Origin of the sequence: Streptomyces sp. NPDC058812, from assembly GCF_042744565.1 — a bacterium.
In the GTDB taxonomy this organism is placed as follows: Bacteria; Actinomycetota; Actinomycetes; order Streptomycetales; family Streptomycetaceae; genus Streptomyces; species Streptomyces thinghirensis.
On sequence record NZ_JBHYOB010000012.1, the window covers coordinates 197,956 to 221,103 of the forward strand.

Sequence of the window (23,148 nt, forward strand, 5' to 3'; positions counted from 1 at the left end):
CGGACCCTCAACCGGGGAAGCCGACGTGCGCGAGCCGCAGAGAGCCGCGCAGTCCGATGCGGAGATCGTGAACGCCCTCGGCGGTCAGCGGGGCACCGAGTTCCACGTAGTCGTACGGTCCCGGTGTGGGCGCGTCCGGTGACAGCACCGCCAGCACCGGGCCGCCGTCGAGGGCGATCTCCACGGTGCCCTCGTTCCCCGCCACCGCCACCGTCACCCCGGTGACTCCGGGGCCGAAGTCGCAGCCGCGGTAGAGCAGTTCGCCCACGCCGCCCGCCACCGGCGTCACCGCGTCGCCCGTGAGCCTGGTCCGGTCGACGATCTCCGTGCCGCTCTGCTCGTCGAAGTCGGCGGCCGCCAGGCCGCGTTCGCGGACCGGGCGCGGCGTGGCGGGCTCGCCGTCGAGTGTCACGGTGACCGACAGGCGTACGTCCTCGCTGGAGGCACCCGCCAGCAGGGCGTACGGGCCCGGCTCCAGCCGCCACCGGTCGTGCGCCACGTCCCAGAACGCGAAGGCGGACAGCGGGAGTTCGAAGGACACCGGCACCGTGGCCCCCGGGGCAAGAGTGACGCGGCGGTGGGCCAGCAGTTCGCGGCGCGGGCGCGGGACCGACGGGGCTTCGGCGCGGACGTAGAGCTGGACCACCTCGTCGGCGGTGACGTCTGCCGTGTTGGTGACCGTGAAGGACACGGACACCTCCCCGTCCGCCACCCGCGCCGCCGGGTCCGCGTACGAGAAGGACGCGTACGACAGACCGTGCCCGAAGGGGAACAGCGGCGTCCCCTCGAAGTACAGGTAGGTCTGACGGCCGCCGATCACGTCGTAGTCGAGCAGGTCCGGCAGGTCGGCGTCGTCGGCGTACCAGGTCTGCGGGAGCCGCCCGGCGGGGGAGACGTCCCCGGCGAGGACCCGGGCCAGCGCGGTGCCGGCCGCCTGTCCGCCGTGCGCGGTCCACAGCACCGCAGGGAGCACCTCCGCGTCGAACGCGTACGGGTAGGCGGACACCAGCGCCAGCACGGTGCCCGGGTTGGCGGCGCGAGCCGCGCGCAGCAGGCGTTCCTGGTGGGCGGGCAGCCGCAGCGTCGTACGGTCCTCGGTCTCCCGGCCGTTGATGTGCGGATCGTTGCCCGCCACCACCACGACCACGTCCGCCTCCGCCGCCACCCGCGTCACCGCGTCCTCGCCGCGCTCGGTGACGACCAGCTCGAAGACCTCCGGGGCCTCGTGGCCCAAGGAGGTCTCCGAGGAGGTGTCCGAGGCGGCAACCTTCACGCCGTCGGCGGCGACATGGACGTGACGACCCGTCCCCGTGTGCCGGAGGAGGTGCCCGCTCCCGTGGGGTTCCAGGCGGAACGTCTCCTGCACGACCCAGCCGCCGGGCTGGTCGGCGGAGGCCCGGAGGTAGCCGTCCTCGGCGACCGAGAGGTAGCGGCCGTCGGGTGCGCGCAGGGTGAGGACGCCCTCGCCCCAGTCGACGAGCGCGAGTTCGGTTCCGGCGGCGTCGGTGGTGAGGGGCGGCAGGTCGGTGCGGCCGGCCAGCAGGGCCGGGTCGAGGGCGCCCTCGGTGCCGCGCGCGTCGTCGGGGGAGCCGTCCGACGGGAGCACGTGCAGGAACGTACCGGCGGAGGTCTTCAGCCGGACCCGGTCCACGCCCTCCGCGAAGCTCACCCGCTCGGCGCCGAACCGCTCGTACAGGCCGCCCAGCGGGGTGGAACGGTGGATGAGCGTGCCGCTGTACCAGTCGAGCTTGCACTCGTCGGCGAGCAGCCCGACGACCGCGACACGGGTGCCGGGGGCCAGCGGCAGCACGCCGTCGTTCTTGAGCAGGACGACCGCCTGCTCGGCCGTCTCCAGAGCCAGCGCCCGGTGCTCCGGCGTGTCGAAGTCGGCGGCCGCGGTGTCCGCGGTGACGGCGTACGGGTCGTGCTCCGGGTCGAACTCGCCGAGCCGGAAACGGACCGACAGCTGCCGGCGCACGGCCGCGTCGATGTCGGCCTCGGTCAGCAGGCCCTGGTCGAGGGCGCCCCGTACGCGGGCGACGATCTTCGAGGAGTCCGTGCCGTGGTCGGTGAAACTGTCCACCCCGGCCCGCAGCGCGGCGGCGGTCGCCTCCTCGTGGGTGTCGAAGTAGTGCTCGGAGTCGACCAGGTTGGAGGGGGCGCCCGCGTCCGAGCAGACCAGGAGATCATCCTCCGTCCAGGCGCGCAGATGCCGGTTCAGGTACGGGGAGACGTGGTTGGGGCGGCCGTTGACCAGGTTGTACGCCGGCATCACCCCGGCCACCGCGCCCGCCTCGACCGTCTCGCGGAAGGCACGCAGGTCGTACTCGTTCAGGACGCGGGGGCGGACGGACGCCGAGGACGTGTCCCGGTCGGTCTCGTTGTTGTGCGCGAGCCAGTGCTTGAGGACGGGCGCCGTGCGCCAGTACGTCGGATGTTCGCCGCGCAGGCCGCGGGTGTAGGCGGTGGCGATGGCCGAGGTGAGTCTCGGGTCCTCGGAGTAACCCTCCTCGTTCCGGCCCCACAGGGGGTGGCGCAGCAGGTTCACGGTCGGGGACCAGACGTTGAGGCCGACGCGGCCGTCGCGGGCGCGCATCGCCCGTGCCTCCCTGGACACCGCTTCGCCGACCCGGCGCACCAGGTCCTCGTTCCAGGTGGCGCCGATCCCCACGGCCTGCGGGAACACGGTCGCCGGTCCCATCCAGGCCACGCCGTGCAACGCCTCCTGGCCGGTGCGGAAGGCGGCGATGCCGAGCCGTTCGACGGCGGGCCCGAACTGGTGCAGGAACCCGGTCTTCTCGTCGAGCGTGAGCCGCGACATCAGGTCGTCGACGCGCTTCGCGAACGGCAGACGCGGATCACGGAACGGCGGCGTGGGCGGCGTGGGTGCGGTCACGTGGAGTTCCCCTTGCGATGGAGCGACGAGGCGCTTTCGAAGCGCTTCGATGCTCAGTCGATCCGGGGGTGGGTGTCAAGCCACTTGGTGGCACCACCTCCGACTTCTCTTCGCAACCCGGGCGTTACATGAGCCGGTTCGGCCACTCCTGTCTCCCCGATACCTCGGAGGAATTCTGGAGTCGACTCTTGTGCACCCCCAGGCGTTCACTTAACCTCGCAGCAACATCGAAGCGCTTCGACTACGAGGCTCCCACCCGGAAGTGCACCTGGTGCGCCCGGTGCACCTCGAGGTGTGCGACGGAAACCGGGCAGTCCTCCGAAGACCGCTTCAGCTCAGCCAGTTCCACTCGAGACACCGCAGCCGACGGCCACCGCCGGGTGTCCTGGTGCGCCACGAAGGGTTGACGCAATGACGCCGAACGCCGCCTCCGGACCCAGCCGGAGAAAGTTCCTCGCCTCCACGGCGGTCGCCACCGCAGCGGTGGCGGGAGGGATGCCGCTGCTCTCCGCCTGCGGCGGATCCGAGGGCGGCTCGAGGGACGGCACCACGTCGGACAAGGACGCCAAGGAGTTGCTGCCGGCGTTCGTGGCCAGCAACGTGGTCGCGCCGGACATCCCCAGCAAGAACGGCTCCTCGATCGGCTTCACCAGCAAGCTGGACCTCGCGGACCTGAAGACCTCGGTGCCCGAGAAGCTCGGCAAGGGCGGCGAGGTCACCATCATGTCGCCGTTCTGGGGCTCTCCGCCCGGCGGCGGCAACGCCTACTACCGGGCGATGAACGACATGATCGGCGTCGACGTCCGGTGGCAGAACCAGGACGGCAACACCTACGAGCAGAAACTCGGCGCGGTCCTCGCCTCCAGCGACGTCCCGGACGTGGTGGTCGTCCCGAGCTGGAACATGAACGGACGGATACCCAGCGCCATCACGGGCAAGTTCGCCGACCTCGGCCCCTACCTGTCCGGGGACGCGGTCAAGGACTACCCGAACCTCGCGGCGATCCCGACGGACGCCTGGCGGCGCTCCATCTTCGGCGGCAAGCTGCGCGGCCTGCCGCAGCCGGCCCCCTACGTCACCGGCATCGTGCCCCTCTACCGCAAGGACGTCTTCGAGAAGGAGGGGTACGAGGTCCCTCGCTCGACGGACGAGTTCATGGCGCTGGCCAAGGACATCACCAACGCCAAGGCGAAGCGGTGGGCCTGCCTGGACATGAAGTGGACCGCCTTCCAGGCCTTCGGCGTGCTCTCCGGCAGCGAGAAGCCGCTCGGCTGGAACCTCGTCGACGGCAAGATGGTGTACCGCGTCGAGACCGACGAGTACCTCGAGGCGCTGGAGTGGACCCGCAAGCTGTTCGCCGCCGGCGTCGTCCACCCGGACGCCAAGCTGGGCAAGAGCCAGGCCACCGACCCGGGTCCGAAGTTCGCGGCGGGCGAGTTCCTCATCTACGCCAACAACATCTCCCAGTGGTGGAGCCGCACCGCGGAACAGGCCGTGCAGAACCCGGAGTTCCAGGTCTGGGGCATGGACGTCTTCAGCCACGACGGCGGCGACCCGACCCTGTGGGCCGAACAGCCCGCCGGCATCTTCGCCTTCGTCAACAAGAAGGCGTCGAAGGACGTGATCCGCGACGTGCTGGCCGTCGCCAACGTCACCGCCGCGCCGTACGGCACCAAGGAGTACATGGCCACCAACTACGGCGTGGAGGGCACCCACTACACCGTGAAGGACGGCGTCCCCACCAAGACCGAGCAGGGCAACATCGACGTGATGAACGCCTACGTGATGGTCGCCAGCCCCGCACCGACCACCGCGCACCCCGACTTCCCCGAGGTCGCCAGGGGCCAGGTGGAGTGGCAGCAGCGGATGGGCGCCTTCACCAAGAAGTCCGCCTTCTACGGCATGCAGATCACCGAACCCACCCGCTACACCAACCTCTCCAACGACTTCGAGCAGCTCGAGGACGACATCGTGCGCGGCCGCAAGAAGGTCAGCGACATGCAGCAGGCCGTCTCCGACTGGCGGAGCAAGGGCGGCGACGAACTGCGCGACTGGTACAAGAAGCTGCTCGACGACAGCGGCTCCGCGGCGAGCTGACCGGCACCGAGGCAAGGAGAACGGCCGTGTCCCACAGCACGGTGCCTCGGAGCAGGGCCGAGGCCGAAGCGACGGAGAAGACCCCCGTGGCGCCCGACGGGGCCACCGGTACCGGGAGGAAACCACCCGCCGGAAAGCTGAGCCTGCGGCTGAGGTTCCGGCGCGACCGCGCGCTGCTGCTGATGACGCTGCCGGCCGTGCTGCTGGTGCTGCTCTTCAACTACGTGCCGATCCTCGGCAACGTCGTCGCCTTCCAGAACTACGACCCCTACGTCAGCGACAACGGGATCGTCTCCATCCTGCACAGCCCGTGGGTGGGGCTGGAGAACTTCCAGCGCATCTTCGAGGACTCGGCCTTCTGGAACGCCGTACAGAACACCCTGGTGCTGTTCTTCCTCCAGCTGGTGCTGTACTTCCCGATCCCCATACTCCTCGCGCTCCTGATCAACAGCGTGGTCCGGCCCCGGGTGCGGGCGATCTCGCAGGCCATCCTCTACCTGCCGCACTTCTTCTCGTGGGTGCTGGTCGTCGCCGTCTTCCAGCAGCTCCTCGGCGGCGCCGGGCTCCTGTCCACGCTGCTGCGCGACCACGGGTACGACGGGCTCAGCGTCATGACCGACCCCGACACCTTCAAGTTCCTGGTCACCGCGCAGAGCGTGTGGAAGGACGCGGGGTGGGGGATCATCGTCTTCCTCGCCGCGCTGGCCTCGGTCAGCCCCGACCTGTACGAGGCGGCGGCGATGGACGGCGCCAACCGCTGGCGCCGCATGTGGCACGTCACGCTGCCCGCACTGCGCCCGGTGATCGCCCTGCTCCTGGTGCTGCGCGTCGGCGACGCCCTGACCGTCGGCTTCGAACAGATTCTTTTGCAACGCGACGCCGTCGGCCCGGGAGCGGCGGAGGTCCTGGACACCTTCGTGTGGTGGAACGGGGTGCGCAACCAGGACTTCGGCTTCGCGGCCGCGGCGGGGCTCGTCAAGGGCGTCATCAGTCTCGGCCTGGTCCTGATCGCGAACAAGGTGGCCCATCTGATGGGCGAGCAGGGGGTGTACAAGAAGTGACCGCCGTCATCGACAAGCCCGCACGCACGCCCGGCCGCTGGGCGGCCCCGCCCCGGCCGGTGTGGGAGGAGAAGGCCGGCCCGGCCGGGCTCGCGGCCAAGGGGCTGGTCCTGCTCCTCGCCTGCCTGGCCATCCTGTTCCCGCTGTGGATCGTCGTGGTCACCAGCCTGTCCACGCGCAAGGCCATCGACGAGGCCGGCGGTCTGGTGATGATCCCGACGGACGTCACCTTCGTCGCCTACCAGGAACTGCTCAGCGGCGGCCAGGTCACCCGCGCGGCGGCCGTCAGCATCGGCGTCACCCTGGTCGGCACGCTGTTCTCGATGGCGGTGTCGGTGCTGTGCGCCTACGGACTGTCCCGCAGCGGGTCCCTCGGCCACCGCTGGGTCCTGATGGTCCTGCTGGCCACCATGTTCTTCAGTGCCGGCCTCATCCCCACCTACCTGCTGGTGCAGTCGCTGGGACTGACGGACAGCTATCTCGCGCTGATCCTGCCCAGCGCGATCAGCGTCTTCAACATCCTGGTGCTGCGCGGCTTCTTCATGGGCATCTCCCAGGAACTGATCGACAGCGCCCGGATCGACGGCGCCGGCGACTTCCGCATCCTGTGGCGGATCGTGATGCCCCTGTCGCGGGCGGTCCTCGCGGTGATCACGCTGTTCTACGCCGTCGGGTACTGGAGCGCCTGGTTCAACGCCTCCCTGTACCTGAACGACCAGGACATGATGCCCCTCCAGAACGTGATGATCCAACTGGTGCAGAAGCAGGAGGCGCCGGTCGGCCTCGGCCAGGCGATCAAGACCGGTGAACTGTCCGGTCTCGCCGTGCAGATGGCCGTGATGGTCATGGCCCTGCTGCCGGTGGCCGTGCTGTCGCCGTTCGTCCAGCGTCACTTCAAGAAGGGGATGCTCACCGGGGCGGTCAAGGGCTGAGGCCCCGGGGGCCGGTGTGGTCATTTCGGCTGTCGCGTCGTAGTGGCTCCTCGCGCCCCCGCGGCGGAGCCGCACATCCGCACAGCCCCGCGCCCCTCGGGTTTCTCCATCCTCCGCCCACCGCAGAACGAGGTATGTCATGCACGCGTTCCCCCCGAGCCGGCGTGCTGTACTCGCCGCAACCGCGACCGCCGCCGCGCTCACCGCCCTTCCCCTCGCTCCCGGCCGCGCCCGAGCCGCCGAGGAGACCGGGGAAGCCCGCCCCTACCGCTGGCGCAACGTCGTCATCGGCGGCACCGGATTCATCACCGGCGTCCTGTTCCACCCCCGTGTCCGGGGGCTCGCCTACGCCCGTACCGACATCGGCGGCGCCTACCGCTGGGACGACCGGGCCGCCCGCTGGGTGCCGCTCCTGGACCACCTCGGGTGGGACGACTGGAACCTCCTCGGTGTCGAGGCGATGGCCGTCGACTCCGCCCACCCGGACCGGCTCTACCTGGCCTGCGGCACCTACGCGCAGGACTGGGCGGGCAACGGCGCGATCCTGCGCTCCGACGACCGGGGCAGGACCTGGCGGCGCACCGACCTCACCGTGAAGCTCGGTGCCAACGAGGACGGCCGGGGCACCGGCGAGCGGCTCCTGGTCGACCCGCGCGACAGCGACACCCTGTGGCTGGGCACCCGGCACGACGGCCTCTGGAAGTCGACGGACCGAGGCGCCACCTGGGCCCCCGCCACCGGCTTCCCGGCCGCCCCGAGCGCCACCGGCCAGGGCGTCACCCTCCTCGTCGCCGCCCGCCGCACCGTCTACGCCGGCTGGGGCGACGCCGGCGGCACCGCGCCGAACCTCTTCCGCACGCCCGACGGCGCCACCTGGCAGCCCGTCCCCGGGCAGCCCTCCGGCACCGCGGCCAAGGTCCCGATACGCGCCGCGTACGACCGGCACACCCGTGAGCTGTACGTGACGTACGCCGACGCGCCGGGCCCGAACGGCCAGTCCACCGGGAGCGTGCACAAGCTGCGCACGGTGAACGGCCGTTGGACCGAGGTCACGCCCGTGCGGCCGGGCGGGACGACCGGCGACGGGTCGGCCGACAACTTCGGCTACGGCGGCGTCGCCGTCGACGCCCGCCGCCCCGGCACCGTCGTCGTCTCCACCAACAACCGCTGGGCGGCGGTCGACACCCTGTACCGGACCACCGACGGCGGCCGCACCTGGACGTCCCTGAAGGACTCGGCTGTCTTCGACGTGTCCGAGACTCCTTTCCTCAAGTGGGGCGAGGACGTCCCGAAGTTCGGCTGGTGGATCCAGGCCGTGGCCCTCGACCCGTACGACTCCGGGCACCTCGTCTACGGCACCGGCGCCACCCTCTACGGCACCCGCGACCTCAGACGCTGGGCCCCGCAGATCCGCGGCCTGGAGGAGACGTCCGTGACCCAGCTGATCTCGCCCCCGGTCGGGGGAGCGCACCTGCTCAGCGGGTCGCGGGACATCGGCGTGATGTACCACGAACGGCTCACGGCGTCTCCGGCGGGCGGCATGGCGACGAACCCCGTGTCCGGGTCGGCGACGGGACTCGCGCAGGCGGCGGGCAGACCGGCGTACGTCGTGCGGGCGGGCTGGGGCGAGAACGGCAACGGCGCGTACTCCCACGACGGCGGACGGACCTGGGCGCCCTTCGCGGCCCAGCCCGACATCGCCGAGAACGCACCGGGACCGATCGCCACCAACGCCGACGGCAGCGTGCTGCTGTGGTCCTTCGTGCACTGGGACGGCACGAAGTACGTGGCTCACCGCTCGGCGGACAACGGCACGACCTGGTCCGAGATCCCCTCCTTCCCGAAGGGCGCCACGCCGGTCGCCGACCCGGCCGACCCGACGCTCTTCTACGCATACGACACCGACACGGGAACGCTACTCGCCAGCACTGACAGTGGCCGCTCCTTCACCCACCGTGCGACCGGACTGCCCGCCGGAGACGCCCAGTTCAAGCTGGTCGCGGCGCCCGGCCGGTCCGGCGACCTGTGGCTGAGCACCAAGTGGAACGGCCTGCACCGCTCCACCGACGGCGGCGCCACCTTCACCAAGGTCGACAGCTGCTGGGCCTCGTACACCCTCGGCTTCGGCAAGGCCGCCGACGGCGCCGGCTACCCGGCGATCTACCAGGTCGGCTCCACCGAGGCCATCACCGCCGTCTACCGCTCCGACGACGAGGCGAAGAGCTGGACGCGGATCAACGACGACCACCACCAGTGGGGCTGGACCGGCGAGACGATCACCGGCGACCCCCGCGTGCACGGCCGCGTCTACCTCGCCACCAACGGACGCGGCATCCAGTACGGGGAGCCCCGCTGATGCCCAGCCTGTCGGACACCACCCGCCACCGCATCCTCTACGGCGGCGACTACAACCCCGAGCAGTGGCCCGAGGAGACCTGGCACGAGGACGTCCGCCTGATGAAGGACGCCGGAGTCAACTCCGTCACCCTCGGCGTCTTCTCCTGGGCGAAGCTCGAACCACGCCCCGGCGTCCGCGACTTCGCCTGGCTGGACCGCGTGATGGACCTGATGCACACGAACGGCATCGGCGTCGTCCTCGCCACCCCCACCTCCTCGCCCCCGCCCTGGCTGGGCCGGCTCCACCCGGACACCCTGCCCCGCGACGAGGACGGCCGCACCGAGTGGTGGGGCGGCCGGCAGCACTTCTCGCACTCCAGCGCCACCTACCGCCGCCACGCCGCCGCCATCACCGAGGCCCTGGCCGCCCGCTACGCCGGCCACCCCGCCCTCACCATGTGGCACATCAACAACGAGTACTGCACCTACGACCACGGCGACGAGGCCGCCACCCGCTTCCGCCGCTGGCTCCAGGACCGCTACGGCACCCTCGACGCCCTCAACACCGCCTGGGGCACCGCCTTCTGGAGCCAGGGCTACGGCGACTGGGCGGAGATCCTGCCGGCCCGCCGTGCCCACTACCTGAAGAACCCGACCCAGGTCCTCGACTTCCGGCGCTTCACCTCCGACATGCTCCTGGAGTGCTACGCCGCCGAACGCGACATCGTCCGCCGCCACACCCCGCACCTGCCGGTGACCACCAACTTCATGCCGCTCTGGTCCGGCCAGGACGCCTGGCGCTGGGCCGAGGAGGAGGACGTCGTCTCCGTCGACCTCTACCCCGACCCGCGCGACCCCTTCGGCGCCCAGGAAGGCGCCCTGGTCCAGGACATGACCCGCTCCCAGGCGCGCGGTCCGTGGATGCTCATGGAACAGGCGGCCGGGCCCGTCAACTGGCGCGGCGTGAACCACCCCAAGCCGCGCGGCCTCAACCGCCTGTGGTCCCTCCAGGCCGTCGCCCGCGGCGCCGACGCCGTCTGCTACTTCCAGTGGCGCCAGTCGAGGCAGGGCGCCGAGAAGTTCCACTCCGGGATGGTCTCCCACGCGGGGGCGCAGGGCCGTACGTACCAGGAGGTCAAGCAGCTCGGCGCCGACCTCGCGAAGCTCGGCCCGCACGCGGCGGACGCCACGATCACCGCCGACGTCGCCGTCCTGCACGACTGGCACTCCTGGTGGGCCGGCGCCCAGGACGGCCGCCCCTCCACCCGCTTCGACTACCCCGACGTCCTGCGCGCCTGGCACCGCGCACTGTGGGAAGCCCACCTCACCACCGACTTCGCGCACCCGGAGCACGACCTGACCCCGTACAAGGCGGTCGTCGTACCCCAGCTCTACGCGCTCACGGACGCGGCCGTGGACAACCTCCTCGCCTTCGTCCGCGGCGGCGGCACCCTCGTCTGCGGCTTCCTCACCGGCGTCACCGACGAGGACGACCGGGTCAGGCCCGGCGGCATGGACGCCCGGCTGCGCGAGCTGTTCGGCATCCGCACCCTGCACGAGTGGTGGCCCCTGGAGGCGGACGAGACGGCCGCCTGCGACGACTTCCGGGGCACCCTGTGGTCGGAGGAGATCGAGCCCGACGGCACCGCCACCGAGACCGTCCGCTACAAGGGCGGCGAGCTGGACGGACTCCCGGCCGTCCTGCGCAAGGGCAGCGCCTGGTACCTCTCGACCCTCCCGGAGCCGGACGCGCTGCGCGACCTGCTCGCCCGCATCGCCGCCGACGCGGGCGCCCGCCCCGTGCTCGACGGGCTCCCGGCCGGCGTCGAGGCCGTACGCCGCGGCGACCTGCTCTTCCTCCTCCACCACGGCCGCGACCCGGTCACCGTCGACATCCCGGGCACCCACCGCGACCTGCTGACCGACGCGAGCGTCACCGACCGCGTCACCCTCGGCCGCTACGGCGTGGCGGTCCTCACGGAGCAGGCCTCATGACCAGTACGCCGGTACACGGCACCTGGGAGCCCGAGCCCGCCGCCCGCTGGGAGGACGCCTTCCTGAGCGGCAACGGCCACCACGGCGCCCTCGTGTTCGGCGATCCGAACGCCGACCGGGTCATCGTCACCCACCACACGCTCGTCCGCCCGAACGGCGACGACGGACACCGCCGCCCGCCCCGGCTCGCCGCCGAACTCCCCGCCCTCCAGGACCGCCTGCTGGCCGGGGACACGACCGCCGCCGAGGGATTCACCGACGGCCGTCCGACGCGATGGGTACGCCCCTTCCACCCGGCCTTCCAGCTGCGCCTGAACAGACCGCCCGGGGACACCCACGCCGCCTACCGCCGCTCCGTCGACTTCACCACCGGCGAGACGACCGCCACCCGCTCCACCTGGACCAGCCGTGTCTTCGTCTCCCGCGCCGACGACGTGATCGTCCAGCACGTCACCGCCCCGGACCTCACCCTCGACCTGTCCCTCGACCCCCGTCTCCCCGGCGCCCCCGCCGGGCTGGGCGTCGGCCACGGCGCCGCCCTCACCCCCGAGGGCGCCCTGCTCAGCCTGCGCGCCCGCTACCCCGGCAGCGACCTGGCGTACACCGGCGTCACCCTGGTCGCGGTCACCGGCGGCACCACGAAGCTGGTTCCGCCCGGCGTACTCGTCGAGGGCGCCACGGAGGTACTGCTCCTCACCCGGGTGCGCCGGCACACCGGCGAGCTGGACGTGGTCACCGAGGGCCGGGCCCTGCGCGACCTGCCGGACGGGACGTCGTACGAGGGCCTCCTCGACCGCCACCTCGCCCTCCACCGCACCGCCTACGACCGGGTCACCCTCGACCTCGCCGCCGACCCCGCCGAACGCGCCCTGCCGGGCTCCGCGCTGCTCGAACGCCCCGGCGGCACCGCCCTCCTGGAACGCCTCTTCGCCGCCGGCCGCTACCACCTCCTGTCGGCCAGCGGCCTCCTCCCGCCCCGCCTGACCGGCTTGTGGACCGGCGACTGGAACACCGCCTGGTCCGGGGCGTTCACCACCAACGCCAACCTCAACCTCCAGACCGCCTCCGCCGCGGCCGCCGCCCTCCCCGAGGTCACCGAAGCCCACGCCGCCCTGGTCCACGGGCAGCTCCCGGACTGGCGGGACAACGCCCGCGCGATCTTCGGCACCCGAGGCGTCGTCGCGCCGTCGCACACCGACGGCGAGTCCGGGCACGCGTACCACTTCAGCCGCGAGTACCCGCTCCACCTGTGGACCGCGGGCGCCGACTGGCTGCTCAAGCCCCTCGTCGACCACGACGAGACCCGCGGCGACCGCGACCCCCGCACCACCGCCGCGCTCGCCGAAGTCGCTCTGTTCTACGAGGACTTCCTCACCCGGACCGACGACGACGGACACGCGGTCGTGGTTCCCTCCTACTCACCCGAGAACCGGCCCGCCAACGCCAGTTGGGGCACCGTCAACGCGGCCATGGACCTCTCCGCCGCCCGGCACGCCCTGCTGACCGCCGCCGACCGCCACCCCGAGCACGCCGACCGCTGGCGCGCGCTCGCCGACCGCCTCCCACCCCACCGGACCAACGCCGACGGCGCCCTCGCCGAATGGGCCCGGCCCGGACTGGAGGACAACTACGACCACCGCCACCTCAGCCACCTCTACGGCGTCTGGCCGCTCGACGAGATCAACCCGTACGACACCCCCACCCTCGCCGAGGCCGCCCACCGGGCCCTCGCACTGCGCGGCGCCGAGAACGATTCCGCCCACGGCCACCTCCACCACGCCCTGATCGCGGCCCGCCTCCGGGACGCCGAACGGGTCGCCCACGCCCTCGGCCAGGTGCTCGACGGCGACTTCTTCCACCCGTCACTGATGAGCGCGCACTACCCCCACCGCGACGTGTACAACGCGGACGCCGCGCACGCCCTCCCGGCCGTGCTCCTGGAGATGCTCGTGCAGTCCACCCCCGACCGGCTGGTCCTGCTCCCCGCGCTCCCGGGGAGCTGCCGCGAGGGCCGGCTCACGGGCGTACGCACCCGGTTCGGAGCGGAACTCGACCTCACCTGGACGGCCGACGGCGCCGCGACGGCCGTCCTGCGCCCGGGCCGCACCCACCGCATCGAACTGAGGACTCCCTCCGGCGCCGAGCCGCTCGACCTGGCCGCCGGAGAGGACCGCGTCATCAGCGTCAAGGCGCGGTAGCAGCACCGCAACTCCCCCCACCCATGGAAGGAACCCCATGGCACCACGCACCCGCACCCTGACCGCCCTGCTGGCCCCGGCCCTCGCCCTCGGCGCCACCGTCGGCCTCGCCTCCGCCCCCGCCCAGGCCGCCGTCTGGAACACCTGCGACCAGTGGGGCAACACGAGCCTGAACGGCTACACCCTCTACAACAACATCTGGGGCTCCGGCGCAGGCAGCCAGTGCGTCTGGGCCAACTCCGGCACCAACTGGGGCGTCTGGGCCGACCACCCGAACACCGGCGGCATCAAGTCCTACCCGAACGCCAAGAAGGTGATCAACAAGCCGATCGCCTCCCTCGGTTCGCTGAGCAGCAGCTACAACGTCACGGTCCCGTCGTCCGGCGCGTACAACACGTCGTACGACATCTGGGACACGGACTACGACTACGAGATCATGCTCTGGGTCAACCACAACGGGGCCGTGGGCCCGCTCGGCAGCCCGCAGGGCTCGGTCACCCTCGGCGGCCACTCCTGGAACGTCTACAAGGGGGACAACGGCGCCAACGAGGTCTTCTCGTTCCTGCGCACCTCGGACTCGAACTTCGGCACCGTCGACATCCTGCCGATCCTGAAGTGGATCAAGGACACCAAGGGCTGGATGGGCAACGAGACCATCGGTGACGTGCAGTTCGGCTACGAGATCACCTCGTCCGCCGGCGGCCTCGACTTCCGTACCAACAACCTGACGGTCAGCGGCGGCTGACCCCGCACCGCAGCACGGCCGAGGGGCCGGCCCCGCCCGGGACCGGCCCCTTCGCTCACCCCGCGCTCACTCCGCGACCGGCAGCCGCGCCCCGTCCCGCAGGAACAGCGGGATGCGGTCCAGCGGCGCGTCCACCGTCACGGTCGCCCCGCCCTCGTACGTCTCACCCGTCCACGCGTCCGTCCACCGCGCGCCCGCCGGAAGGTACGCCGTCCGGACGGTGGCGCCCGCCGTCAGTACCGGCGCGACCAGCAGGTCCCGGCCGAAGAGGTAGGCGTCGTCCACCGGCCAGGCCGCCGGGTCGCCGGGGAACTCCAGGAACAGCGGCCGCATCACCGGCAGCCCCTCCTCGTGCGCCTCGCGCATGACGTCGAGCACGTACGGCTTCAGCCGCTCGCGCAGCCGCAGGTACTTCCCGAGGATCGGGTACGCCTCCTCGCCGTACGACCACACCTCGTTCGGGCCGCCGGTCATGTCCGGGCCCAGCGGCATGCCCGGGTCGCGGAAGCCGTGCAGCCGCATCAGCGGGGACAGCGCGCCGAACTGGAACCAGCGGACCAGTACCTCGCGGTACGCCGGGTCGTCCGGGTCGCCGCCGTGGAAGCCGCCGATGTCCGTGTTCCACCACGGGATGCCCGACAGGGCGGTGTTCAGACCGGCCGCGATCTGGCGGCGCAGGGTCGCGAAGTCGGTACCGATGTCGCCCGACCACAGGGCGGCGCCGTGGCGCTGACTGCCCGCCCACGCCGAGCGGTTGAGGGTGATCACCTCGTCCACGCCGGCGGCGCGCAGGCCCTCGTCGAAGGCGCGGGAGTTCTCGGTCGGGTACATGTTCCCGACTTCCAGGCCCGGTCCCGCCCAGTAGCGCAGGTTCTCCGGGAAGCCGGGCTTCAGCTCGGGCTCGCAGGCGTCCAGCCAGAAGGCGGTGATGCCGTACTCGTCGAGGTAGTTCTCCTTGATCTTCGACCACACGAAGTCGCGGGCCTCGGGGTTGGTGGCGTCGTAGAAGGCCACCTGGACCGTCGACGCGACCTCCTTGTCCGGCCAGTCGGCGTGCGCCATCGGGCCGTACTGGGTGCCGATGAAGTAGCCGCGCTGTTCCATGACCGGGTGGTTCTCGCTCAGCGGGGACACCGACGGCCAGACGCTCACCACCAGCTTGATGCCCAGCTCGTCCAGCTCACGGACCATGGCCGCCGGGTCCGGCCACTCGGCGGGGTCGAACTTCCACTCGCCCAGGTGCGTCCAGTGGAAGAAGTCGCAGACGATGGCGCCGATCGGCAGGCCCCGGCGCTTGTACTCCCTGGCGACGGCCAGGAGTTCGTCCTGGGTGCGGTAGCGCAGCTTGCACTGCCAGAAACCCGCCGCCCACGCGGGCAGCATCGGCGTACGGCCGGTCACCGCGCTGTAGCGGCGCTGCGCGTCGGCCGGGGCGCCCGCCGTGATCCAGTAGTCGATCTGCCGGGCGGAGTCGGCGACCCAGCGGGTGCCGTTGTGAGCCAGCTCCACGCGGCCGATGGCCGGGTTGTTCCACAGCAGCGTGTAGCCGCGGCTGGAGGTGAGGACCGGGATGGAGACCTCGGCGTTGCGCTGGACCAGGTCCACGACCAGGCCCTTCTGGTCGAGACGGCCGTGCTGGTGCTGGCCGAGGCCGTACAGCTTCTCGTCGTCGTAGGCGGCGAACCGCTGCTCCAGCCGGTGGTGCCCGCCTCCGACCGCCGTGTACAGGCGCGGGCCGGGCCACCAGAAGTGGGCGGGTTCCTCGGCCAGCAGTTCACCGCCGTCCGCGGTCCGTACGAAGCGCACCTGTCCCTCGGGGCCGACCTCCACGGTCAGCGCCCCGACGGTCAGCGAGCCGTGCCCGTCCTCGATCTTGACGGCACTCTCGGTCGCCGGCGCCTCGGTGAGGAGTGCTCCCGGCAACCCCTCCAGCACCGGGCCGCCGATCCGGGCCCGGACCCGGACCGCGTCCGGCCCCCACGCCTCGATCCGGACGGTCTCCTGACGGCCGCTCCACTCCAGCGCACCGTCCCGCTCGCGGAACGTTCCGACGGTGGGGGAGGACTGGGCGAGGCTGACCTTTGGCTGTATCTCGGCAGGCTGGTTCACGGAGGCGGCTCCTGGGGGAGTGCGGGAGAACGGGGAGCTACTGAGAGAGCAGGGAGTCACTGGGAGAGCAAGGGGTCACTGAGAGAGCAGAGAGCTATTGGGGGAGCAGAGAGCGACTGGGAGAGCGGAGAGCGACTGGGAGAGCGGAGAGCTATGACCCGGTGGGCGCCGGCCCCGAGCTGGCCCGGACCGTCAGTTCCGGTGCGAGCAGCACGACCTCGTCGCTCCCGCGCCCGTCGAGCTTGGCGACCAGCTGCTGCACGGCATGCCGGCCCATCTCCTGCGCGGGCACGGCGACCGACGTGAGCCGCACCGAGGCCTGGGTGGCGACCTGCTCGGGGCAGACTGCGACCACCGACACGTCCTCCGGGACGGCCCGGCCCTGCTGGCGCAGCAGGGCGAGCAGCGGCTCGACCGCTGACTCGTTCTGGACGACGAACCCGGTGGTGTCCGGGCGTTCGTCGAAGACGCGGGCGAGGGTCGCGGCCATCGCGTCGTACCCGCCCTCGCAGGGGCGGTGCAGCAGCCGCAGTTCCAGCTCCCGCGCGCGGGTGCGCAGCCCGTCGAGGGTGCGCTCGGCGAAGCCCGTGTGCCGTTCGTAGACCGCGGGCGCCTCGCCGATGACCGCGATGTCGCGGTGTCCCAGCTTCGCCAGGTGCTCCACGCACAGCGCGCCGGTCGCCCGGAAGTCGAGGTCGACGCAGGTCAGCCCGGTGGTGTCGGCGGGCAGGCCGATCAGCACGGACGGCTGGTCGGTGCCGCGCAGCAGGGGCAGCCGCTCGTCGTCGAGTTCGACGTCCATGAGGATCATCGCGTCGGCGAGCCCGCTGCCGGTGACGCGGCGCACCGCGTCGGGGCCCTCCTCGCCGGTGAGCAGCAGGATGTCGTACCCGTGGGTGCGCGCACTGGTCGCGACCGCGATGGCGATCTCCATCATCACCGGGACGTACATGTCCGTGCGCAGTGGGATCATCAGGGCGATGATGTTCGACCTGCTGCTGGCCAGGGCGCGGGCACCCGCGTTCGGGTGGTAGCCGAGTTTCCGGATGCTCTCCTCGACCCGCTGCCGGGTGGTGGTGGAGATGGACCGCTTGCCGCTGAGGACATAGCTCACCGTGCTCGCCGAGACTCCGGCGTGCTGGGCGACCTCGGCGAGGGTGACCATCCAGCTCTCCAAGCTTTGTGAAGCGCTTCGACAGCGCGCGGGGTGGACGGGGGTGGGTGAGGGTGGTTCGACAGTAACCTCAGTGAGGGTGGGTGTCCATAGGTTGTCGAAGCGCTTCGACACCTTTCTTTCCCGCCGTCCTTCTGCCGTTCTCCCTCCGGGGCATCGGCCGAACGGCCGCACGGAGGGTGGTGGGACCGCCCGGGATCGGGTACATACGATCGGGTAGCACCGACTAGTAACGTACGTCCGCGACTTCGCGGTATGACGAACCGTCGCGATCTTCGTGGACGTACTTCCCCCCGATGCCGATTCGCGGCGAGGTGAGCCTCATGTCCGCACCAACCACCCCCTCCTCCCGATCCACCGTCACCGAACGTGAGGCCCGCGAGGTCGCGGAGGCGGCCCGGGAACAGGACTGGCGCAAGCCGAGCTTCGCCAAGGAGCTGTTCCTCGGCCGCTTCCGCCTCGACCTCATCCACCCCCACCCGCTCCCGGCCGACGAGGACGTCCAGCGCGGCGAGGAGTTCCTCGCCAAGCTGCGCGACTTCTGCGAGACGAAGATCGACGGGTCCGTGATCGAGCGCGACGCGCGGATCCCGGACGAGGTGATCACCGGGCTGAAGGAGCTGGGCGCCTTCGGCATGAAGATCGACACCAAGTACGGCGGCCTCGGCCTCACCCAGGTCTACTACAACAAGGCCCTCGCCCTGGTCGGATCCGCGAATCCCGCGATCGGCGCGCTGCTCTCCGCCCACCAGTCGATCGGCGTGCCGCAACCGCTGAAGATGTTCGGCACGCAGGAGCAGAAGGACACGTTCCTGCCGCGCTGCGCCCGCACCGACATCTCGGCGTTCCTGCTGACCGAGCCGGACGTCGGCTCGGACCCGGCGCGGCTGGCCACCACCGCCGTCCGGGACGGCGACGACTACGTCCTCGACGGCGTCAAGCTGTGGACGACCAACGGCGTCGTGGCCGACCTGCTCGTCGTGATGGCCCGTGTCCCGAAGTCGGAGGGCCGCAAGGGCGGCATCACCGCCTTCGTCGTGGAGGCCGCCTCCGAGGGCGTCACGGTCGAGAACCGCAACGCCTTCATGGGCCTGCGCGGCCTGGAGAACGGCGTCACCCGCTTCCACCGCGTCCGCGTCCCGGCCGCCAACCGCATCGGTCCGGAGGGCGCCGGCCTCAAGATCGCCCTCACCACCCTCAACACCGGCCGCCTCTCGCTGCCCGCCATGTGCGTCGGCGCCGGCAAGTGGTGCCTGAAGATCGCCCGCGAGTGGTCGGCGGTGCGCGAGCAGTGGGGCAAGCCGGTCGCGCTGCACGAGGCGGTCGGCTCGAAGATCTCGTTCATCGCGGCGACGACCTTCGCCTTGGAGGCGGTCCTCGACCTCTCCTCCCAGATGGCCGACGAGGACCGCAACGACATCCGCATCGAGGCCGCCCTCGCCAAGCTCTACGGCTCCGAGATGGCCTGCCTGATGGCCGACGAGCTGGTCCAGATCCGCGGCGGCCGAGGCTTCGAGACCGCGGCCTCCCTCGCCGCCCGCGGTGAGCGCGCGGTGCCCGCCGAGCAGATCCTGCGCGACCTGCGCATCAACCGGATCTTCGAGGGCTCCACCGAGATCATGCACCTGCTGATCGCCCGTGAGGCCGTCGACGCCCACCTCTCGGTCGCCGGCGACCTGATCGACCCCGACAAGACCCTGTCGGACAAGGCGCGGGCGGGCGCGCAGGCCGGCGTCTTCTACGCCAAGTGGCTGCCGAAGCTGGTCGCCGGGCCCGGCCAGCTCCCGCGCTCCTACGCCGACTTCCACCCGACCGGTCACCCCGACCTGTCCGGACACCTCCGCTACGTCGAACGCACCGCCCGCAAGCTCGCCCGCTCCACCTTCTACGCCATGTCCCGCTGGCAGGGCCGGATGGAGACCAAGCAGGGCTTCCTGGGCCGGATCGTCGACATCGGCGCCGAGCTGTTCGCGATGAGCGCCGCGTGCGTGCGCGCCGAGCACCTCCGCGCCGAGGGCGGCCACGGCCGCGAGGCCTACCAGCTCGCCGACGCCTTCTGCCGCCAGGCCCGCATCCGCGTCGAGGAACTCTTCGGCCGCCTGTGGACCAACACCGACGACCTCGACCGCAAGGTCGTCAAGGGCGTGCTGGGCGGCGCCTACGAGTGGCTGGAGCAGGGCGTCGTCGACCCGTCGGGGGACGGCCCCTGGATCGCGGACGCCGCCCCGGGCGAATCACGGCGGGAGAACGTCCACCGTCCCATCCGGTAGACCGGCCGCACGCCAGGACCTTCCCGGGGCCGCCCCAGCCGGGCCGCGGCCCCGGGAAGGCACCGCGACACCCGTGCGAGGGACGCGCTGTCCTCCCGGCGGGCGGTTGCGGCAACAATGGGGGGATGAGCGACAGTCCAGCCCCACTCGCCGACCCCCACCTCGTGTACGACCCGGTGGCGGGCGACGGCCCGAAGGACGTGGTGATCCTCGGGTCCACCGGGTCGATCGGGACCCAGGCCATCGACCTCGTGCTGCGCAACCCGGACCGCTTCCGGGTCACCGCCCTGTCCGCCAACGGCGGCCGGGTCGCCCTCCTCGCCGAGCAGGCGTACCGGCTGAAGGCGCGGACCGTCGCCGTCGCCCGCGAGGACGTCGTACCGGCGCTGCGGGAGGCGTTGAGCGACCAGTACGGCAGTGGGGAGCCGCTCCCCGAGATCCTCGCCGGACCCGACGCGGCCGCCCAGGTCGCCGCATCCCACTGCCACACCGTCCTCAACGGCATCACCGGCTCCATCGGGCTGGCACCGACCCTGGCCGCCCTGGAGGCGGGCCGCACCCTCGCGCTGGCCAACAAGGAATCGCTCATCGTCGGCGGCCCGCTGGTCAAGGCCCTCGCCAAGCCGGGGCAGATCATCCCGGTCGACTCCGAGCACGCCGCCCTCTTCCAGGCGCTGGCCGCCGGCACCCGCGCCGACGTGCGCAAGCTGGTCGTCACCGCGTCCGGCGGCCCGTTCCGGGGGCGGACGAAGGAACAGCTGGCGGGCGTCACCGTCGAGGACGCCCTCGCCCACCCCACCTGGGCCATGGGCCCGGTGATCACGATCAACTCCGCCACTCTCGTCAACAAGGGCCTGGAGGTGATCGAGGCCCACCTGCTGTACGACATTCCCTTCGACCGCATTGAGGTGGTCGTGCACCCGCAGTCGTATGTCCACTCGATGGTTGAGTTCACGGACGGATCGACACTGGCCCAGGCGACGCCGCCCGACATGCGCGGGCCCATCGCCATCGGCCTCGGCTGGCCCGAACGCGTCCCGGACGCCGCCCCCACCTTCGACTGGAGCAAGGCGTCGACCTGGGAGTTCTTCCCGCTCGACAACGAGGCCTTCCCCTCGGTGAACCTGGCCCGGCACGTAGGGGAGCTCGCGGGCACGGCCCCGGCGGTGTTCAATGCCGCCAACGAGGAGTGCGTCGAGGCGTTCCGCTCCGGCGCGCTGCCGTATCTCGGGATCATGGAGACCGTCACGCGGGTGGTCGAGGAACACGGCACCCCCCGGGCGGGAACCTCGCTCACCGTCGCGGACGTCCTCGAAGCGGAGACCTGGGCACGCACCCGGGCCCGGCAACTGGCGGCACAGACGGCGGAGGCCCGTGCATGACGACCCTGATGTTCATCCTCGGCATAGTCGTCTTCGCGGTCGGCCTGCTGTTCTCCATCGCCTGGCACGAGCTGGGGCACCTGTCCACCGCCAAGATGTTCGGCATCCGCGTGCCGCAGTACATGGTCGGCTTCGGGCCGACGCTCTTCTCGCGGAAGAAGGGCGAGACCGAGTACGGGGTCAAGGCCATTCCGTTCGGCGGCTACATCCGCATGATCGGCATGTTCCCGCCCGGCGCCGACGGCCGGCTGGAGGCACGCTCCACCTCGCCCTGGCGCGGGATGATCGAGGACGCCCGCTCGGCCGCCTTCGAGGAACTGCAGCCGGGTGACGAGAAGCGCCTGTTCTACACGCGCAAGCCCTGGAAACGGGTCATCGTGATGTTCGCGGGCCCGTTCATGAACCTCATCCTCGCGGTGGTGCTGTTCCTCACCGTCCTGATGGGCTTCGGCATCTCGCAGCAGACCACCACCGTCAGTTCGGTCTCCCAGTGCGTCATCTCGCAGAGCGAGAACCGCGACGACTGCACCAAGTCCGACCCGGCCTCCCCGGCCGCGGCGGCCGGTCTCCGCGCGGGCGACAAGATCGTCGCCTTCGACGGCGTACGGACCGACGACTGGGACAAGCTGTCCAACATGATCCGCGCCAACCCCGGCGAGAAGGTGCCGGTCGTCGTCGAGCGCGGCGGCCAGGAGGTCACCCTCCAGGCGACCATCGCCACCAACCAGGTCGCGAAGAAGGACGGAAACGGACAGATCGTCGAGGGCGAGTACGTCACCGCCGGCTTCCTCGGCTTCAGCGCCGCCACCGGTGTGGTGAAACAGGACTTCGGCCAGTCCGTGACCTGGATGGGCGACCGGGTCGGGGACGCCGTCGACTCGCTGGCCGCGCTGCCGTCCAAGATCCCCGCCCTGTGGGACGCGGCCTTCGGCGACGGACCACGCGAGGCCGACTCCCCGATGGGCGTCGTCGGCGCCGCCCGCGTCGGCGGCGAGATCGCCACCCTGGACATCCCGCCCACCCAGCAGCTGGCCATGTTCGTCATGCTGGTGGCCGGCTTCAACCTCTCCCTGTTCCTCTTCAACATGCTCCCGCTGCTGCCGCTCGACGGCGGCCACATCGCGGGCGCGCTGTGGGAGTCGCTGCGCCGGAACGCGGCCAAGGTGCTGCGCCGGCCGGACCCGGGGCCGTTCGACGTGGCGAAGCTGATGCCGGTGGCCTACGTGGTGGCGGGCATCTTCGTCTGCTTCACGCTGCTCGTCCTGGTGGCGGACGTCGTCAATCCGGTACGAATCAGCTGAGATGTCGATGGTCCGGGCAATCCGGAGGGTTCGGAAGGAACGCACAACCGCAACGATCCGATGAGAAGCCCGATCCGGGGAGCATGTCCCTCCGGGTCGGGCTTCACGCCGGTCACCCGGCAGATGGACGCCAAAGGGTGTACTCCCCGTACGCCGTGTGCCTGGCGTTCACGTGGGTGCCGTAATCTCGAAGGCCGGAGCCCGCCGCTGAACGGGGCCGGACCTTGATCCACGACTTGGGGTTGCACAGCAGATGACTGCGATTTCTCTCGGCATGCCGGACGTTCCGACCAGGCTCGCGGAGCGCCGCAAGAGCCGTCAGATCCAGGTCGGGCCCGTGGCGGTGGGCGGCGACGCCCCCGTGTCGGTGCAGTCCATGACCACGACCCGTACGTCCGACATCGGCGCGACGCTCCAGCAGATCGCCGAGCTGACGGCGTCCGGCTGCCAGATCGTCCGTGTGGCCTGCCCGACGCAGGACGACGCCGACGCTCTCTCCGTGATCGCGAGGAAGTCGCAGATCCCGGTGATCGCGGACATCCACTTCCAGCCCAAATACGTCTTCGCCGCGATCGAGGCGGGCTGCGCGGCGGTCCGCGTGAACCCCGGCAACATCAAGCAGTTCGACGACAAGGTCAAGGAGATCGCCAA

General features: G+C 71.2%; 14 protein-coding genes. 11 read left to right on the forward strand and 3 right to left on the reverse strand.

What is annotated here, in order from left to right:
• Positions 1 to 7: 7 nt before the first annotated feature.
• On the reverse strand, positions 8 to 2,896 hold the full coding sequence (locus ACFW48_RS24950; protein WP_386317998.1) for a glycoside hydrolase family 3 C-terminal domain-containing protein: 2,889 nt from the start codon (positions 2,894 to 2,896) through the stop codon (positions 8 to 10).
• Between the two features lie 411 nt (positions 2,897 to 3,307).
• Between ACFW48_RS24950 and ACFW48_RS24955 the strand changes: the two genes are divergently transcribed.
• From ACFW48_RS24955 to ACFW48_RS24985, 7 genes are all read left to right on the forward strand, one after another.
• Positions 3,308 to 4,993: an extracellular solute-binding protein gene (locus ACFW48_RS24955; RefSeq protein ID WP_386317999.1), complete on the forward strand. Its 1,686-nt coding sequence runs from the start codon at positions 3,308 to 3,310 to the stop codon at positions 4,991 to 4,993.
• A gap of 26 nt (positions 4,994 to 5,019) precedes the next feature.
• Positions 5,020 to 6,054 carry an ABC transporter permease gene (locus ACFW48_RS24960; protein WP_386318001.1) on the forward strand — a complete coding sequence of 345 codons (1,035 nt, stop codon included), beginning with the start codon at positions 5,020 to 5,022 and terminating at the stop codon, positions 6,052 to 6,054.
• Positions 6,051 to 6,986, forward strand: a complete 936-nt coding sequence (locus tag ACFW48_RS24965) for a carbohydrate ABC transporter permease (RefSeq protein ID WP_055421692.1) — start codon at positions 6,051 to 6,053, stop codon at positions 6,984 to 6,986. The genes ACFW48_RS24960 and ACFW48_RS24965 overlap by 4 nt, the downstream gene beginning before the upstream one ends.
• Positions 6,987 to 7,125: 139 nt before the next feature.
• Positions 7,126 to 9,342 carry a 1,4-beta-glucanase gene (locus ACFW48_RS24970; protein ID WP_386318003.1) on the forward strand — a complete coding sequence of 739 codons (2,217 nt, stop codon included), beginning with the start codon at positions 7,126 to 7,128 and terminating at the stop codon, positions 9,340 to 9,342.
• Positions 9,342 to 11,318, forward strand: coding sequence for a beta-galactosidase (locus tag ACFW48_RS24975; RefSeq protein ID WP_386318005.1), 1,977 nt, complete (start codon positions 9,342 to 9,344; stop codon positions 11,316 to 11,318). Before ACFW48_RS24970 ends, ACFW48_RS24975 begins: the two co-directional genes overlap by 1 nt.
• On the forward strand, positions 11,315 to 13,516 hold the full coding sequence (locus ACFW48_RS24980; RefSeq protein WP_386318006.1) for a glycoside hydrolase N-terminal domain-containing protein: 2,202 nt from the start codon (positions 11,315 to 11,317) through the stop codon (positions 13,514 to 13,516). Before ACFW48_RS24975 ends, ACFW48_RS24980 begins: the two co-directional genes overlap by 4 nt.
• A 37-nt stretch (positions 13,517 to 13,553) precedes the next feature.
• The gene (locus ACFW48_RS24985) at positions 13,554 to 14,261 is read left to right on the forward strand and encodes a hypothetical protein (protein ID WP_386318008.1); all 708 of its coding nucleotides are present in this window, start codon (positions 13,554 to 13,556) and stop codon (positions 14,259 to 14,261) included.
• A 66-nt stretch (positions 14,262 to 14,327) separates the two neighbouring features.
• Here the strand turns inward: ACFW48_RS24985 and ACFW48_RS24990 are convergent, their stop codons facing one another.
• The gene (locus ACFW48_RS24990; RefSeq protein WP_386318010.1) at positions 14,328 to 16,370 is read right to left on the reverse strand and encodes a TIM-barrel domain-containing protein; all 2,043 of its coding nucleotides are present in this window, start codon (positions 16,368 to 16,370) and stop codon (positions 14,328 to 14,330) included.
• A gap of 151 nt (positions 16,371 to 16,521) precedes the next feature.
• Complete coding sequence (locus ACFW48_RS24995; protein WP_386318012.1) at positions 16,522 to 17,535, reverse strand: LacI family DNA-binding transcriptional regulator; 1,014 nt, start codon at positions 17,533 to 17,535, stop codon at positions 16,522 to 16,524.
• Between the two features lie 332 nt (positions 17,536 to 17,867).
• Between ACFW48_RS24995 and ACFW48_RS25000 the strand changes: the two genes are divergently transcribed.
• The 4 genes from ACFW48_RS25000 to ACFW48_RS25015 all read left to right on the forward strand — a co-directional run.
• Complete coding sequence (locus ACFW48_RS25000; RefSeq protein WP_386318014.1) at positions 17,868 to 19,814, forward strand: acyl-CoA dehydrogenase family protein; 1,947 nt, start codon at positions 17,868 to 17,870, stop codon at positions 19,812 to 19,814.
• 125 nt (positions 19,815 to 19,939) lie between these two features.
• On the forward strand, positions 19,940 to 21,196 hold the full coding sequence (gene dxr, locus ACFW48_RS25005) for a 1-deoxy-D-xylulose-5-phosphate reductoisomerase (RefSeq protein WP_386318016.1): 1,257 nt from the start codon (positions 19,940 to 19,942) through the stop codon (positions 21,194 to 21,196).
• Between the two features lie 8 nt (positions 21,197 to 21,204).
• Positions 21,205 to 22,497, forward strand: coding sequence for a M50 family metallopeptidase (locus ACFW48_RS25010; RefSeq protein ID WP_386318033.1), 1,293 nt, complete (start codon positions 21,205 to 21,207; stop codon positions 22,495 to 22,497).
• Positions 22,498 to 22,750: 253 nt separating this feature from the next.
• Positions 22,751 to 23,148 (forward strand): flavodoxin-dependent (E)-4-hydroxy-3-methylbut-2-enyl-diphosphate synthase (locus ACFW48_RS25015; protein WP_386318017.1); only part of this gene is annotated, 398 nt, incomplete at its 3' end.